A 13,937-nucleotide genomic window follows, 5' to 3' on the forward strand; every position below is an offset into this window, starting at 1 on the left:
GGGTGCTAGTCCCTCCGGGTGCGTGCAGCTCTGCGTGCGGTGACGGCCCGGCCCCCGGAGGGACCCCCGCCCGCGCCTGACCGGGATTGTCAGCGGCTGCCTATAGCGTCGGAATCGTTATCAGCTCGGACGATCGGCATACGCGCGTGGAGGACCTGTGGCTGAGCAGCGGGAGCAGGCGGCGGACGACGCCATGATGACCCGGATCGGGCAGGTGGTCATGCTCCATCACGCCGGTGACCGCGAGGAGGCCAGGGACAGGTACCTCGGCCTGTGGGCGGAGATCGGCGAGGACGGCGACCCTCTCCACCGCTGCACGCTCGCGCACTACATGGCGGACGCCCAGGACGACCCGGACGACGAGCTGGCATGGGACCTGCGGGCCCTGTCCGCCGCCGAGGGACTGACCGAGGCGCGGCTCGCGCTCCACGAGCAGTCGCTCGCGGTCCGCGCGCTCTACCCCTCGCTGCATCTCAACCTGGCGGCGGACTATGTGAAGCTCGGCCGCCCCGAAGCGGCCCGCAGCCATCTGACGCAGGCGCGCGCCGCGGTGGGCGCGCTCGGGGACGACGGTTACGGGGACGGCGTACGGGCGGCCATCGCCCGCCTGGAAAGGCGGGTCGCGGTGATGCCGCCCGGAGGGGGCGAGGGCCCGGGCCGCGGTTCCGCCGGGGGCGAGCCGCTGGGGCCGCCCAGACGGAGTTCGTAGGCGGCCACCCTCTCACCGGCCCCCGCTCGATGGGCCGCCCGCTTCGCCTCGCCCTTCGTCGCCCTTCGCCTTCCGCCTCGCCTCACCCTCCGTACGCCTCCCGGCAGATGCGGGCCTCGGGGCTGTCCGGGTTCCATTTGCCGTACTGGTGGCCCAGGGCGCACACAACGCGCGGAACGCCCGGAGCCGCGGGGGCGGCCGTGTGCGGGTGGTGCGGCGGAGGTGCTGCGGGACGTGCCGCGTGGCCGGGGCCCGACCGGTGCGGGGCTTCGTGGCGTGGCGGCTGGGGCGGGCGCGGCGCACGGGTCGGCTCCGGTGAGGGCGAGTGGGCCGGTGGTGTGTGGCCCATCCTGTCCAGCGCCTCCCGCACCGGCGCCTGCACGACCTGGGGGTCCGCCCGGCCGTCGGGGCGGGGCGCCGCCGGAACGGCCGGGGCGCTGGGGGGCGTGGCCGGGGGCTCCGGCTGCCGTACGCTCACGCAACCGGACACCGCGGCGGCCGTGGCCGCCACCGTGAGCAGAAGCGCTGCTGACGTCGTCGATCGATGCACCCGCGCAACTCTGTCGGGTACGGACCCTCGTGGCGCGCCCGTCGGCGGATGATGCCCCGCACGGGTGACGCGCAGGTCAGGACGGGGACGCGTCGAGCATCCCGCGCAGCAGTTCCCCGAACCCCGCCCGCAGTTCCGCCAGGTCCGGGACCGACGCGTGGAACGCCCCGGCCACGCACGAGAACATGATTCCCTCGGACCAGGCCACCAGCGACAGCGTGTGCCGCTCCGGATCCCGGGACCCCGCGGCCCGCAGCAGCGCGGTGAGCGGTTCGTGGAACTGCCGGCCCGTCTCGTCGAAGAACGTCCGCAACTCCGGCCGCCGCGTCGCCTCCAGCGCCAACTCGTAACGACAGACCAGCAGTTGAGGGTGTTTGGTCAGATAGCGGTGCAGCGCGAGCGCCATGCCGTCGACGAGCGAGTGGATCCCGCCGGCCGGATCCGGCAGTTCGTCCACGGCGAGTACCCGTGACTCGCGCACGGCGAGGCGCCGCACCGCCGCCTCCAGGAGGGCGAGCCGGGTCCGTGCGTAGTTCGACGTCGACCCCTGCGGCAGGCCCGCCGCCTCGTCGACAGCTCGGTGCGTCAGGCCCCGCATCCCGCGCTCGGCGAGCAGATCGAGTGCGGCGTCGGCGATGACTTCGGCGCGAGGTGCGCCGGTGGCGCCGGCGGCGCGCTTGCGAGGGGGCATGGTCCCAACCTACCGCCGGAACTACAGATGTAGTACGTTCGAGAGCAGGCACACTACAGGTGTAGTGAGCTTCGACGGGCCGAACCGGGCGTTGCGAGACGTGAGGAGCGCGAAGCCATGACTGCCGAACCGATGGATTCAGCGGTTCCCGCCGAACTGACCGACTCGACGGGGAAGACGCCGGCGCGACCGGAAGCACGCACCGCCGACCGCCACGGGCGGCGGCCCCGCGCGGTCGTCGTGGGCGGCGGCATAGGCGGCCTCACCGCCGCCGTGGCGCTCGACCTGCGCGGCTGGCACGTCACCGTCCTCGAGCGGGCCACCGAGCTGAAGACCGTCGGCTCCGGGCTCTCTCTCGCCCCCAACTCGCAGCGCGCTCTGGACGTCATCGGCCTCGGCGAGGAGGTCCGGTCCCTCGCCGCATGGGAGGGCGAGGGCGGCCTGCGCACGCCCAGCGGCCGCTGGCTCTCACGCTCCGACGCGAAGGCCGCCGCCCAGCGCTTCGGCGGCTCCCTCGTGCTCCTCCACCGCGCGACCCTGATCGACAAGCTGGCGTCCCGGCTCCCCGACGGGGTCGTCCACACCGCGTCCGCCGCGGCCCTCGCCGACCCCGGCGTCGTGGGCGACCCGGCCCGTCCCGCCCGGGTGACCACTGCGGAAGGCGCATTCGAAGCCGAACTCGTCGTCGGCGCCGACGGCATCAGGTCCGCCGTACGCGCGGCGCTCTTCCCCGCCCACCCGGGCGCGGTCTACGCCGGCTTCACCACCTGGCGCCTCCTTGTCCCGCCCCTCGGCAGGCCCTTCGCCCAGCACGAGACCTGGGGACGCGGCCGCATCTGGGGCACGCACCCCTTCGCGGACGGCACTGTCTACGCCTATGGCGCCGCCATCGCACCCGCCGGCGCACACGCCCCCGACGGCGAGAAGGCCGAACTCCTGCGCCGCTTCGGCGACTGGCACGACCCGATCCCGGCGATCATCGACGCGGCCGCGCCCGAGGAGATCCTGCGCCACGACGTCCACCACATCACCGAACCCCTGCCGGCCTTCCACCGCGGCCGGGTCGCGCTCCTCGGCGACGCGGCCCACGCCATGCCTCCGACCCTCGGCCAGGGCGGCAACCAGGCCATCGAGGACGCCGTCGTGCTCGCCCACCACGCGGACCCCGCGCAGCCCGACGCCCTGGGCCTCGCCGCGTACACCGCCGCGCGCAGGCCGCGTACGACCGCCATCGCCCGCAAGGCGGTCGGGGTCGGCCGGGTGAACATGCTCAGGAACCGGCCCGCGATAGCGATGCGCAACGCCCTCATCACCGCTCTCGACAAGACCGGACCCGCCGTCATGCTGCGCGGATTCGACGAGATCGCGGACTGGGGGCCCCCGCAGCGGCCGTATGCTGCCCAGACACGGAGGGCTTAGCCGGACACCGACGGCCCTGGGCGAGGGGAAGACGGACGTGAAGGTCGGCTGCATCGGACTGGGCGATATCGCGCAGAAGGTCAACGATGCGGCGCGCCAAAGCCTCTGACGAGGAGCTTACTCGCCACCGACCCCGCTAGTGGGAAACGAACGGGAGACGAGCGGCCCTCTCGCGCCCCGTCAGTCGCAGCACGCCGCAGGCGTGCTCGCTCCCGCTGTAAAGCCGACCGCATGGGAATGTACTGCGCCTCCGGCTGCACAAGACGAACCTCGCGCAGCACATCGAGCGGCTTCGTAACACCCTGGGCCATCGCCTCGCGGACCAGCTTCGACACGCGGGCCTCCGCAGGACGGGGTTCAATCTCCACAGCCTCGTCAGGCCCAAGGGTTTCCCTGTGACTCTCCCAGCGGGCCTGCAGCATCTCCGCCACCCGCCGCTCCAGGGCGGGCGTCAGGTTGCTGTACGTGCCCTCCACGCCTGGCAACTCGTGGCCCATGCGCGTCTCCACGACATACCGCGAGTGGCCGTCTTCATCTAGCCAGGCCTTGTGGCCGCGCCAGATCAGATACATGCGCTTAGCCTTGAACGAGGGAACCGCGGGGATCGCCGGGCGCAACTGCCCACCGGCACGCCTGGGCTGCTCCTCACTGCCGTCCGCTACCGGTCGCCAGTAGAAGGTGTTGAAGTCAGTCTGCGCCAGGCAGCCCCCGTCTACGCCCACGAAGACCCACGGCGAGGTGTGGCTGTCGAGCAGCTTCTCCAGCATGTCCGCCAGGAACGCCGGGATCACCAGCGTCCGGTAGGAGTCGTACTTCGGCGGATAGAAGCCGAGCACGCCGTCCACGTACTGCACTTGCCGCTCGACGCAGATCGCCGGGAGAAGGCCGTCACCCTTGCCGTACCGCTCCACGTCCTCGTCGTAGCGCTCCTCCTCGTCCTCGTCGGGACGCGGGTCGGCACCGGGCCAGTTGGGGTTCGGGGAAACGGGCCTTCAGCTGGGCCATCCTCAGCTCGGCGTCGGCAACAGTGGCCTGGGCGCTCGACATGCCCACCCACTCGCCGAACTCCTCCCAGCCCTCGACTCGGTAGGTCTGCCGGGTCCGGTGCTTCATCCAGCCGGGTCACGTCGACGGGTCGGCCCCCCCGCCCAGGTACTCCCGGCTGTGCTGCTGACCGCCGCTCGTCAGGCAGCATTCCCGCTGCTGCACTTCACCGCCCCACTGACCCACTGGCGCCGGACCCTCATCTCCCACGTCGCCGAGCATCGCCTCCGGGCGGCCGATCAGCGCGCCGCCCGGCTCTCCCGCCTCCTGGACCAACTGTCCAATGGAGACGACGAGTTCATCAGTACCGGGCTCGTCGACTGGCTGGCCCGGGAACTCAACGCGGAGGCGACGCCGGCCCCGAGCCACGGACACGAGGAGTCGGGGACGAATGGCAATGGGAGCGCACGCCCCTTAATCCGCAAGGCGGCGTACAGCCAGCCGATAGGGTCCACCGACCAGGTCCTCATGGCCCGCCGCGCGCGGGCTGCGTGGACCGCGCCGGAGACAGATCTCATTCGGTGCCGCCGTCGTGATGGCGCTGCCCGCCCGGCGGGAGGCGCCCAGCGCCGCGAAGGTCCAAGAAAGCATCCGAGCTTTGCGCCTGTCCGTCTTCCAGGCACTGATGGCCGGTCAGATCGAGCCGGCGCAGCGCATCCTGAGCTCCCTCTCAACGGTCCTCGATGCGGCGATGACGCAGGTATGCATCGTCGACTGTGGCGCCGCCCCCTCGATGAGGGCTTCGAGCGCGTACGCGATCTGGTCTTCGCGCAGCAATTCGATGAGGGCCTCGCGCGCCGACGCGATGAGGTCTTCGCGCCTATCGAGGCCCGCATCGGCGACATCGGCCTGGCTGTTCGCTGTCCTGTGTTCGATGGGCATGTCATCGTCGTCGCCCCGCATCCCGACCCGTCGACGCACGAGGCGCCTGCCATCACCGCGCTGCGATCTTTCGTTGCCGACGGCGGCACGTACCTGAGCCTGGGTATGAGCCCGGTACTGCCGATGGTGGAGATAGCCGACGGGTACGGCATGGCCTACGAGGCCATCGCCACCGCCCGGATCAGTGGGAGCCGAGCCGCGCCGGCGACCACCGCCGCCGGACTCCTCGGCGCTCTCCCTCAGGCCGCGGCCCTGCAGTGGGCGACGTCCTTGCTGGGCCCGGTCCTGAGTCAGAAGAAGGGTGCCGCCCAGTACCTCCCGCCCGTCGCCATGGCCTTGGAGTTCGAGGTCGCGGGCGCCGCCAAGATCTTTGCCATCCACCGCAACACCTTGAGCCGCCGTGTGCGCTCCACCATGCAGGCCACCGGTCTCGACTCCGCTTGCGCGCTGGATCGCATCACGCTCTCCCTCGCCCTACAGATCCACACCATGCACGGTCCTGCACCTGCGCAGTCCGCCTCCCCCACCCGGTGCCAGGCCTCGCCGACCTCCTGGCCGATCCTCGGGTCACCGCATGGGCCACCGACACTCTCGCGCCTCTGCGGCAGGAGCACTCAGACCGGCGAACGCTCAGAAGCGAAACGATCAATCTCACCGTCCGTACCTGGGCAAGCCAGGACTTCCGTGTCGATGCCGCAGCAAAGGCCCTCGGCCTCCGCTCCACTACCGTGCACAAGCACATCCACGCAGCAGAGGGGCTGCTCGGCTTGATGGATCCTCTCACCCGCCGGCCACGTGACGGGTAAAGAGGAGGGCCCAGGCAAGCAGTACGGTCTTCGCAACCTGGCGGCTGCCCTTCACGCCAGGTCCGGATTTCCGCCGCTCGCCCTGCCCGACCCCACTCAGCGCGATATCCTCCCCGCGAACCGGGGTCGGGACTCGAAGCGGCCGACCGCGTAGGCGCGGGAGACAGGCGGCTATCGCGGAGATACTGTCCCGCGACAGCCGGCTCCGCAGTTGATCCGAGCGCCGGCTAGGCCGTACGCAACTGCGGCGTCATCGACAGCTTGTCCGGCTTGACCGTCACGATGGCCTGCGGGCGCGGGGGAGCCGAGGCGAGCGTCAGCCGCCAGCGCTGGAGCACCGCGGCAAGGATGATGAGGAGCTCCGTCCAGGCGAACTCCTCGCCGATGCACTTGCGGCGGCCGTCGCCGAAGGCAAGAAACGAGGAACGGCCGAGGCCCTTGGCCCGCTCGGGCTCCCAGCGGCCTGGGTCGAAGGTGCCCGGGTCGGTGTAGACGTCGGGGTCGTGCTGGAGGGCGTAGGGGCTGTAGATGACGTCCGCGCCCTTGGGTATCGGGTGACCGTCCAGCGTGACCGGACGCGTGGTGGTGCGTGTGACCAGCCATGCGGGCCCGTACATGCGCATCGTCTCCCGCAGAACGCTGCGCATGTAGGGGAGGAAGGCCAGGTCCCTTTGGGTGAGCGGCCGGTCGCCGCAGGCCGCGTCGAGCTCCGCGTACAGGCTCTGCTCGACCGCCGGGTTCCTGCTGATCTCATACAGCGCCCAGGCGAGGGTCGTGCCCGTGGTCTCGATGGCACCTGTGAGCAGCGTGATCGCCTCGTCCTGGAGCTGCTGATGCGAGAGCGGGCCGGTCTCGGGATCGTCGGCCGTAAGTAGCGTGGAGAACAGCCCCCGCGATGCGGCCTGTCCGGCCGGCTGGTGCGCCGGGCAGCCGACCGGCGCCTCGGAGGCAACCGGTGCCGCGGCAGACAACTGCGCGCGGTGGTGGTCGATCGCCTGATCGATCAACACCCGCAGGCGCGCTACACGCTGCTCGTGCGCGCGGTTCGCCGGCAGCGGCAGTTTCGTTACCCAGCCCGGGAGGATGGTCTGCCGGATCGTGCCGCGCATGATCGCGGGCATCAGGGCCGTGAACTCTTCCTCGACATGGGTGGGCAGGCCGGAGCCGAAGAGGGCGACCAGGAAGGTCGAGAGGGTGAGCTTGTCCATGTCGTCGTACGTCTCGCGCGCGACCCCAGGCGTCCAGGCGCCGGTCACCGTCCGCACGTGGTCGATCATGCCGTCACCGCGGGTGGCTATGTGCGCCTTGTTGAACATGGGCTGCATCAGGCGCCGGTGCTTCATGTGCAGGTCGCCGTCGGCGATCGTGGCGAGCCCGTCGCCGAAGAAGACCCGCAGCGCGTCGATGATCTTCCCGCCCTTGGCGAAGGCATCGACCTCCGTCACCAATACCTTGTGGGTGACGGCGGGGTCGGTGACCACGTAGGCGGGGGTGGGTCCGAGGAGGATCCGCACGACGCTCCCGTGCCGGCGCAGGGAATCCATGAAGTCCAGCGGGCGGCGGGCCAGCTGGTGGGCGTGTCCGATCAGGGGCAAGCGGCCGGGCGCGGTGGGTGCCGCGGTGGGGGAACCCGACAGGCGACTCATGCGTACATCTCCTCAAGATCATTCCGAGTGGGGTCGAGCGTGGCATGCATGCCCCTGTGGATCGCTGCTTACCCCAACGGTCTGATCACTGCCGACCGTTCCGTCGCCGAACTATCCTGTGGCGCTCTACCACCGGCGTCGAGAGCTCCTCCCTGGAGCGCGACAGCTCACCCAGGCTGGCGGCGGCTCGGCGATACGCGGCAGTTGATGCCTGGACCGGAGGGAACACAAGCGTCGATCTGTTCCACGGTGCCCCTCATGAGCAACGCCTACGAACGGCTCAGGCTCGGCATCGAGTTCATGACGGCCTACGCCTCCGGCAACGACATGCTTTCAGCTATGTCAACGAACGGCGCCGCGAGGACCCGATGGCCGCCGAGCACCTGCTGGATGGCACGGCCGCGCTCTGCGCGCTTCTGCTGCGGAAGGTCGCCAGGGATACCGGCCGCGCCGAGCACGAGATCCTTCAGGAGGTCGCCCGCGGCTCCCACCGCCACGAACAGAGCTCCGGCGACTGATCCAGGAAAGACGCGAGCCCCAGCCGGCTGCGCTGTCGGGGCCCTTCCTCCGCCCCCCCCAAGGGCCGGGGGCAGCCTGGCTTAGAGCGCGCCGTCCGCGATGAGTAGTGCTCGCGCCGCGATCAGCTCCTCGCGTGCATCAGCGATGTTCTCGATGTGCTCTATGCGGTCAGCCCAGCCGGGAGCGCCCTGCTCGGCGTCCCGGATCAGCCGTCGAGCGTCCGCTCAGGGAACGTTCAAAGCTGCGAGCGCGGCCTCAGCCAACTCGCGATGGGTTGCACGGTCCGCCGCTCTTTCGGGATGGGCGCATACCAGCTGCAGCGATTCCAGTGCCTGCCGAGCGCTGGCGGCGTCACGGTTCGATCCCAGGTAGCGCTGCCGACGACGGACGGCAGATCCCCGGACGACAACGAAGGCGTCGAACGCGATGACCTTCCTGTGCAGAAGAAGGGCGGCCTCCCGTATGCCTGCGGGCAAGATGAGCTCCAGCTCGGCGATGGCGATGCGGGGCGCAGGTCCGTCGTTTTCGCTTCAGCCCTGCTTGCCGTACCGCCAGCTAGTGCCGGTGCCGCCGTACTCCGATACGGGGATCGGATCGACGCCCTCGCGCATGCGGGAGCGGGAGCGGTAGAGCGTGTCGTGCAGGTGGTCGACCTCGTGGGCGACCAGTCGAGCCAGGCCCCTGCTCGAAGATGGTGGTGCGTTCGGTGCCGTTGATGTCCTGGTGCTCGACGGAGATGGCGAGCGGGCGAGGGACCTTGCCGTGCACGTCGAAGAACGACAGACAGCCTCGTACTGCTCATCCGTGTCGGGGGGACTCCTCGACGATCCGCGGGTTGAACAAGGCGATCGACTCCCCTTCGGGGGCGCGGACGATCGCGGCGGCCGGGTCGATGCCGATCTGTGGCGCGGCGATCCCCACGCCCTTGCCGAACACGTGAACCGTGGCGGCCCGGCCGGCGGCGGAGACCAGTTCGGCGACGAACGCGGCGGGCGTCCTCGGCTTCGGCCGGCAGGTCGAACTGGCGGAACGTCTGGTGCAGGATCGAGTCGCCGTCCTGACAACTGCGTTGTCAATCAGGGGATTTGTCGATGCGAGCATTCCTGTCCGAACATGACCGAATACCCGTCAGTACGGGTAGGGAACTTGATCCTTTCGATCTGACAACCGATAAGCTCCCTTCCGGCGCTGCGAGTTGACGACACACGCTCGGCAGCCTCGCGCTGCGTTCCCTGACGCATGCGGCGCACACACCCCCTGTCCGATCGTGTTGCTTGCGAAGGATCCAGATGGAACATGCCACTCCGCCCCCGGAGGCGGCGCGGGCACCCGTTGCCTGGAACGGCTGGTGGCTCATGCCTCTGGCTCTCGGCGCTGGAACGGTCGCCACCGCCGTTGCGGGACCCGACCAGGTCCAGATACCCGCCACATTTGCCGGCGCTGCGGCCACCGTGGCCAGTGGCGCCTGCGTACGAATACTCCTGCGGGCTCAGGCCAAACTGCGCCGAGCCACCGCCGACGTTGCCACTGCACAGGCCGAGCAGTGGCGGCAGGCCCAGCTCCAGCAGCAGCAGTGGGACCAGTACGTGGACGGCATGAAGAAGGAGTTCGCAGGCCAGCGCTCCGCCCTGGAGGGCCGGCTGACTGAAGCCGCCCAGGTCCATGAAGCGAAGCTGGCTGAAGCCACGCAGGCCTATGAAGCGAAGCTGAGCGCTGAAGCCAAGGCCCAGCAGGAGCAGATAGCCTTGCAGCTGGCCGTCGTCGCGCGCCTCGCCGGCGTGCATCTGCCACAGGCACTCGAGCGGTTGCAGGCCGGTGACGCCATCGACGACGTCCTGGCCGAGGTCGACGAGCCCGACGCCACGCCCGAGATGCGGGCCGAGGTGCGCAAGGTCCTGCGAACCGCGCTGATCGGCGTGGAGGAAGAGCTCGACCGCGCGACCTCAGCTGAGCACGCTGTTGTCAGCATCGGCAGCCGCCTCCAGGTCCTGATCGGCGGCCTGCGCGGACGCCTGCACGAACTGCAGACGGAACACGGACGGCTGCCTGCCCTGCGCGAAGCCTTCATGTTCTTGGACGCGCGTCTTGGCCCTGCTGTATTGCTCGCGACCAGCATCAGCGTGCTCGGTGGCTCGGTCCGTCCCGGACGGCAGTGGCAGGAGCCGCAGAATCTGCTCCGCGTCGTGCGCGGCGGCATCGGCCAGATCAACGACTTCGACCGCGTCAAGGTCGGCGCCCTGCCCGAACTCGGTGTCGACGGCGGGCTGGTGGACGACCTTACGACGATCTTCGGCCACCTTCTGGACAACGCGGCCCGCTACTCGCCGCCGTCCGAGCCGGTGGTCGTTTCCGGCAGGGAAGTCCCCAACGGCGTCGGCATCGAGATCCAGGACGTGGGCAAGGGCCTGAGCGAGGAGAAGAAGCGCGAAGCGGAACAGGCCCTCGCGGGCGACGCAGAGGGCCCCGGCCTCGGCGGCATCTCGGAGGGCGCGAACCTGGGCCTGCGCACGGTGGGCATCCTGGCGCGCCGCTACGGCATCCGAGTCACCCTCGCAGACTCTCCCTGGCTCGGAACGTCGGTGGTCGTCGTGGTCCCCGGCAAGTACTTCAGCGCCCTTCCCGCTGCCGTCACCGAGCCCGTCCCCCGCGGCGCAGCGGTAGAGCCGACCGCCGCATCTGCCCCGGTAGCCCCCGCACAGAACGCCAAGGCTCAGGAACTCACGTCCGGCGGCCTGCCCAAGCGCAAGGCCTGGCGTGATGCGCCGGAGCGGAACAGGACCGGACCGCGCCCGGACGCGCCGGAGGGGTCCTCCGGGCGCGTCGAGCGTCCCGATGAAGCCGTGGGTGCTGTGCCGTCGCCGGAGTCCTTCGCGGGCCTCGCCGCCTTCGCCACGGCAGGCGGGCAGAGCGACCTGCCGCGCGAGACGACCGCGGACAACGACGCAGCAGGCAGCGGCGAATTTGCCGGGCGCAAGTCCGGCCGCACGGAAGAGAGCGACGAGTCCACATGACGCAACAGGGAACACAGGGAACCGACGTGAGTTGGGCGCTCCGTGACCTGACGGAGAGCATCCCGGAGATCCGATTTGCCCTGGTGGCATCGAGTGATGGCAAGGCCATCACGTCCTACGGTGCCGAGGATCCTGATGACGTGGACCGTTTCGCGGCCGTCGTCGCGGGTCTGCAGGCACTCGCCCAGCCGGTGGCCGCGAAATTCCCGAAGAACGGTCAGCTGCGGCTCGCGATGATCGAGGTCGACGGAGGTCACCTCTTCGTGGTGAGGGCCGGCGTGGAGACCTACCTCGGAGTGCTGGCCAAGGAAGGCCTCGACCAAGGTCTTCTCGGCCACCAGATGAGGGACTTGGCCCGCAGGATGGGTGAGCTCCTGGGCACAACTCCGCGCCTGGACGAGAATTCTGGATGAGTTCTCCCCGCCCGCCCATGGACCCGTCCGGTCTTGAGCGCTACTACGTCCTCACAGGCGGCCGCAGCGGACCGGGCGGCTCGGCTGCAGGCCTCGATGTCGCAACCCTCATCGTCTCCCGCGCCGGGGCCGTACCCGGCATGCAGCACGAGCACGAGGAGATCATCCGGCGCTGCCGCGATCCGCTGGCGGTAGCCGAGATCGGCGCGCACCTCGGCCTGCCCTTCCACATTGTCGCGGTGTTCCTCGCCGATCTGCTGGACGCAGGCCGTGTGGAAGCCCGTCACCCCATCCCGGCGTCAAGCGCGGGCAGCGGGCCCAACCACGCGCTCCTCGAGGAGGTTTTGAGTGCACTCCAAAAGCTTTGACCACCCCGGCCGGCAGACGACCGGGGGCATCGACTCGCTGAAGGTGATGATCGCCGGCGGCTTCGGCACCGGCAAAACCACCATGGTGGGCGTGCTCAGCGACATCAAGCCGCTGACCACAGAGGCGACGCTGACCCAGGCCAGCGCCGGCGTCGACAACCTGATCGGCGTGGCGGACAAGACGGAGACCACCGTCAGCCTGGACTTCGGCAAGATCGGAATCAACGACGAGCTCGTCCTCTACCTCTTCGGCACGCCCGGCCAGGAGCGGTTCTGGTTCCTCTGGAACGGCCTCTTCAAGGGTGCCCTCGGCGCAGTGGTCCTGGTGGACACCCGGCGGCTGGACTCCAGCTTCCGCGCCATCGAGGAGATGGAGCGGCAAGACGTCCCCTTCGTCATCGCTCTCAACGTCTTCCCCGACTCCGAGAGCTATCCCGTCGAAGAGATCCGCGAAGCCCTCGACATCTCCCCTCACACCCCGGTCGTGGCATGCGACGCACGCGACCGCGCATCCAGCCGTGACGTCCTCATCGCGCTGATACGTCACATCAAGGAACGCCCTGTCGTCGCGAGTTGGAGTCCCGGTGAACGACCAGCGTCCTGACACCCCTATCGGATGCCCTGTCGCACACGGCGCCGACGGCGACCTGACCCGGCTGTACGGGCCGGAAGCGGCGCTCGACCCGCACGGGATCTACGCACGCCTGCGCAAGGAGCATGGAACGGTTGCGCCGGTCCTTCTGGACGGCGACATCCCGGCCTGGCTCGTCCTCGGGTATCGGGAGAACCGGCGGGTACTGGACAACCCCCGCCAGTTCAGTCGTGACTCGCGGATCTGGCGAGACTGGAACGACGGCCGGATCGAAGCCACCTCGCCGCTGATCCCGATGCTCGGCTGGCGCCCCGACTGCGTATCGCAGGACGGCGAGCCACACCGCAGGCTGCGCGGTGCGGTGACCGACGGCCTGCAAACCGTTGCCGGGCGCGGCATCCGACGCCATGTCACACACTTCGCGAACAAGCAGATCGACGCCTTCGCCGAAACCGGCAGTGCCGACCTGGTGAGCGACTACACCGAATACCTGCCCATGCTCGTCCTGACCCGGCTGTTCGGGCTCCCCGCGGCCGAGGGACGCAACCTCGCCGTCTCCTGCGCCAAACTCATCAAGGGCGAAGACGCCCTCGCCCACAACGACCGCATCATGGAGATCCTCGCGGACCTCGCGTCGCGCAAGCGTGACGAGCCCGGCGCCGACTTCACGACAGGGCTCCTCGGGCACCACGCGAACCTCGACGAGGACGAGATCCTCAGCCACCTGCGCCTGGTACTGATCACCGCCCACACCACCACCAGCAACTTGCTGGCCCGGGTGCTCCAGCTCATCCTCACCGAAGCCTCCCGTCTCTCCGGCCTCGTGAGCGGACAGCTCAGCGTCTCCACGGTCGTCGAGGAGGTCATGTGGAACACGCCGCCACTGGCCGTTCTACCAGGACGCTTCGCCACCACCGACCTGGAACTCGGCGGCCAACACCTCAAGGAGGGCGACCTCCTGGTGCTCGGGCTCACCGCGGGAAATCTCGACCCCGAGATCCGGCCCGACGCCGGTGTCTCACTCCAGGGCAACCAGTCGCACCTGGCGTTCAGCGGCGGCGCACACGAGTGCCCCGGCCAGGACATCGGCCAAGCCATCATCGAGACCGCCGTCGACGTCCTCCTGCACCGGCTGCCGGGCCTGGAGCTGACGGTGCCGACCGATGAACTCACCTCGACGGCCTCCACCTGGGAGGCACGACTCGATGCCCTACCTGTGAAGTTCGCGGCGCAGACCACCGGGGCGTGAGCGCCGGGGAGCCACGGACGCACGTGGCTCCCCGCTTG

At 69.8% G+C, this 13,937-nt stretch carries 12 protein-coding genes and 1 pseudogene; 8 read left to right on the forward strand and 5 right to left on the reverse strand.

Features of this window, described 5'->3' with window-relative positions; translation table 11 throughout:
- Nucleotides 1-157: 157 nt before the first annotated feature.
- Nucleotides 158-709 carry a hypothetical protein gene (locus OG758_RS38540; RefSeq protein ID WP_326714098.1) on the forward strand — a complete coding sequence of 184 codons (552 nt, stop codon included), beginning with the start codon at nt 158-160 and terminating at the stop codon, nt 707-709.
- A gap of 626 nt (nt 710-1,335) precedes the next feature.
- Here OG758_RS38540 and OG758_RS38545 read toward each other — a convergent pair.
- Complete coding sequence (locus OG758_RS38545) at nt 1,336-1,950, reverse strand: TetR/AcrR family transcriptional regulator (RefSeq protein ID WP_326714099.1); 615 nt, start codon at nt 1,948-1,950, stop codon at nt 1,336-1,338.
- 156 nt (nt 1,951-2,106) lie between these two features.
- On the opposite strand from OG758_RS38545, the gene OG758_RS38550 reads away from it, so the two are divergent.
- The gene (locus OG758_RS38550) at nt 2,107-3,369 is read left to right on the forward strand and encodes an FAD-dependent monooxygenase (protein WP_326716173.1); all 1,263 of its coding nucleotides are present in this window, start codon (nt 2,107-2,109) and stop codon (nt 3,367-3,369) included.
- A gap of 80 nt (nt 3,370-3,449) precedes the next feature.
- Here OG758_RS38550 and OG758_RS38555 read toward each other — a convergent pair whose 3' ends face one another.
- From OG758_RS38555 to OG758_RS38565, 3 genes are all read right to left on the reverse strand, one after another.
- Nucleotides 3,450-4,280 carry a hypothetical protein gene (locus OG758_RS38555; RefSeq protein WP_326714100.1) on the reverse strand — a complete coding sequence of 277 codons (831 nt, stop codon included), beginning with the start codon at nt 4,278-4,280 and terminating at the stop codon, nt 3,450-3,452.
- A 766-nt stretch (nt 4,281-5,046) separates the two neighbouring features.
- A complete protein-coding gene (locus tag OG758_RS38560; protein WP_326714101.1) occupies nt 5,047-5,676 on the reverse strand; it encodes a hypothetical protein in 630 nt (209 codons plus the stop codon).
- Nucleotides 5,677-6,328: 652 nt separating this feature from the next.
- The gene (locus OG758_RS38565; RefSeq protein WP_326714102.1) at nt 6,329-7,747 is read right to left on the reverse strand and encodes a cytochrome P450; all 1,419 of its coding nucleotides are present in this window, start codon (nt 7,745-7,747) and stop codon (nt 6,329-6,331) included.
- A gap of 368 nt (nt 7,748-8,115) precedes the next feature.
- On the opposite strand from OG758_RS38565, the gene OG758_RS38570 reads away from it, so the two are divergent.
- Nucleotides 8,116-8,265 carry a hypothetical protein gene (locus OG758_RS38570; RefSeq protein ID WP_326714103.1) on the forward strand — a complete coding sequence of 50 codons (150 nt, stop codon included), beginning with the start codon at nt 8,116-8,118 and terminating at the stop codon, nt 8,263-8,265.
- A 556-nt stretch (nt 8,266-8,821) separates the two neighbouring features.
- On the opposite strand, the pseudogene OG758_RS38575 reads toward OG758_RS38570, so the two are convergent.
- Nucleotides 8,822-9,367: pseudogene (locus tag OG758_RS38575) on the reverse strand (peptide deformylase).
- Nucleotides 9,368-9,555: 188 nt separating this feature from the next.
- On the opposite strand from OG758_RS38575, the gene OG758_RS38580 reads away from it, so the two are divergent.
- The 5 genes from OG758_RS38580 to OG758_RS38600 are packed head-to-tail and all read left to right on the forward strand — an operon-like array spanning nt 9,556 to nt 13,899.
- Nucleotides 9,556-11,277, forward strand: coding sequence for a sensor histidine kinase (locus OG758_RS38580; protein WP_326714104.1), 1,722 nt, complete (start codon nt 9,556-9,558; stop codon nt 11,275-11,277).
- On the forward strand, nt 11,274-11,690 hold the full coding sequence (locus OG758_RS38585) for a roadblock/LC7 domain-containing protein (RefSeq protein WP_326714105.1): 417 nt from the start codon (nt 11,274-11,276) through the stop codon (nt 11,688-11,690). The genes OG758_RS38580 and OG758_RS38585 overlap by 4 nt, the downstream gene beginning before the upstream one ends.
- Nucleotides 11,687-12,058 carry a DUF742 domain-containing protein gene (locus OG758_RS38590; RefSeq protein WP_326714106.1) on the forward strand — a complete coding sequence of 124 codons (372 nt, stop codon included), beginning with the start codon at nt 11,687-11,689 and terminating at the stop codon, nt 12,056-12,058. The genes OG758_RS38585 and OG758_RS38590 overlap by 4 nt, the downstream gene beginning before the upstream one ends.
- Nucleotides 12,039-12,662 (forward strand): GTP-binding protein, encoded by a 624-nt coding sequence (locus OG758_RS38595; protein ID WP_326714107.1) that lies wholly within the window; start codon nt 12,039-12,041, stop codon nt 12,660-12,662. The genes OG758_RS38590 and OG758_RS38595 overlap by 20 nt, the downstream gene beginning before the upstream one ends.
- On the forward strand, nt 12,643-13,899 hold the full coding sequence (locus tag OG758_RS38600; protein WP_326714108.1) for a cytochrome P450: 1,257 nt from the start codon (nt 12,643-12,645) through the stop codon (nt 13,897-13,899). The genes OG758_RS38595 and OG758_RS38600 overlap by 20 nt, the downstream gene beginning before the upstream one ends.
- Nucleotides 13,900-13,937 lie beyond the last annotated feature (38 nt).

The organism is Streptomyces sp. NBC_01474 (assembly GCF_035918215.1).
Taxonomy (GTDB): Bacteria; Actinomycetota; Actinomycetes; order Streptomycetales; family Streptomycetaceae; genus Streptomyces; species Streptomyces aureus.

Bases quoted from the DNA above. Each gene is read 5' to 3' on its own strand.
- OG758_RS38580 (WP_326714104.1), top strand. From the start codon at position 9,556: ATGGAACATGCCACTCCGCCCCCGGAGGCGGCGCGGGCACCCGTTGCC.
- OG758_RS38565 (WP_326714102.1), bottom strand. From the start codon at position 7,747: ATGAGTCGCCTGTCGGGTTCCCCCACCGCGGCACCCACCGCGCCCGGC.
- OG758_RS38585 (WP_326714105.1), top strand. From the start codon at position 11,274: ATGACGCAACAGGGAACACAGGGAACCGACGTGAGTTGGGCGCTCCGT.
- OG758_RS38570 (WP_326714103.1), top strand. From the start codon at position 8,116: ATGGCCGCCGAGCACCTGCTGGATGGCACGGCCGCGCTCTGCGCGCTT.
- OG758_RS38590 (WP_326714106.1), top strand. From the start codon at position 11,687: ATGAGTTCTCCCCGCCCGCCCATGGACCCGTCCGGTCTTGAGCGCTAC.
- OG758_RS38545 (WP_326714099.1), bottom strand. From the start codon at position 1,950: ATGCCCCCTCGCAAGCGCGCCGCCGGCGCCACCGGCGCACCTCGCGCC.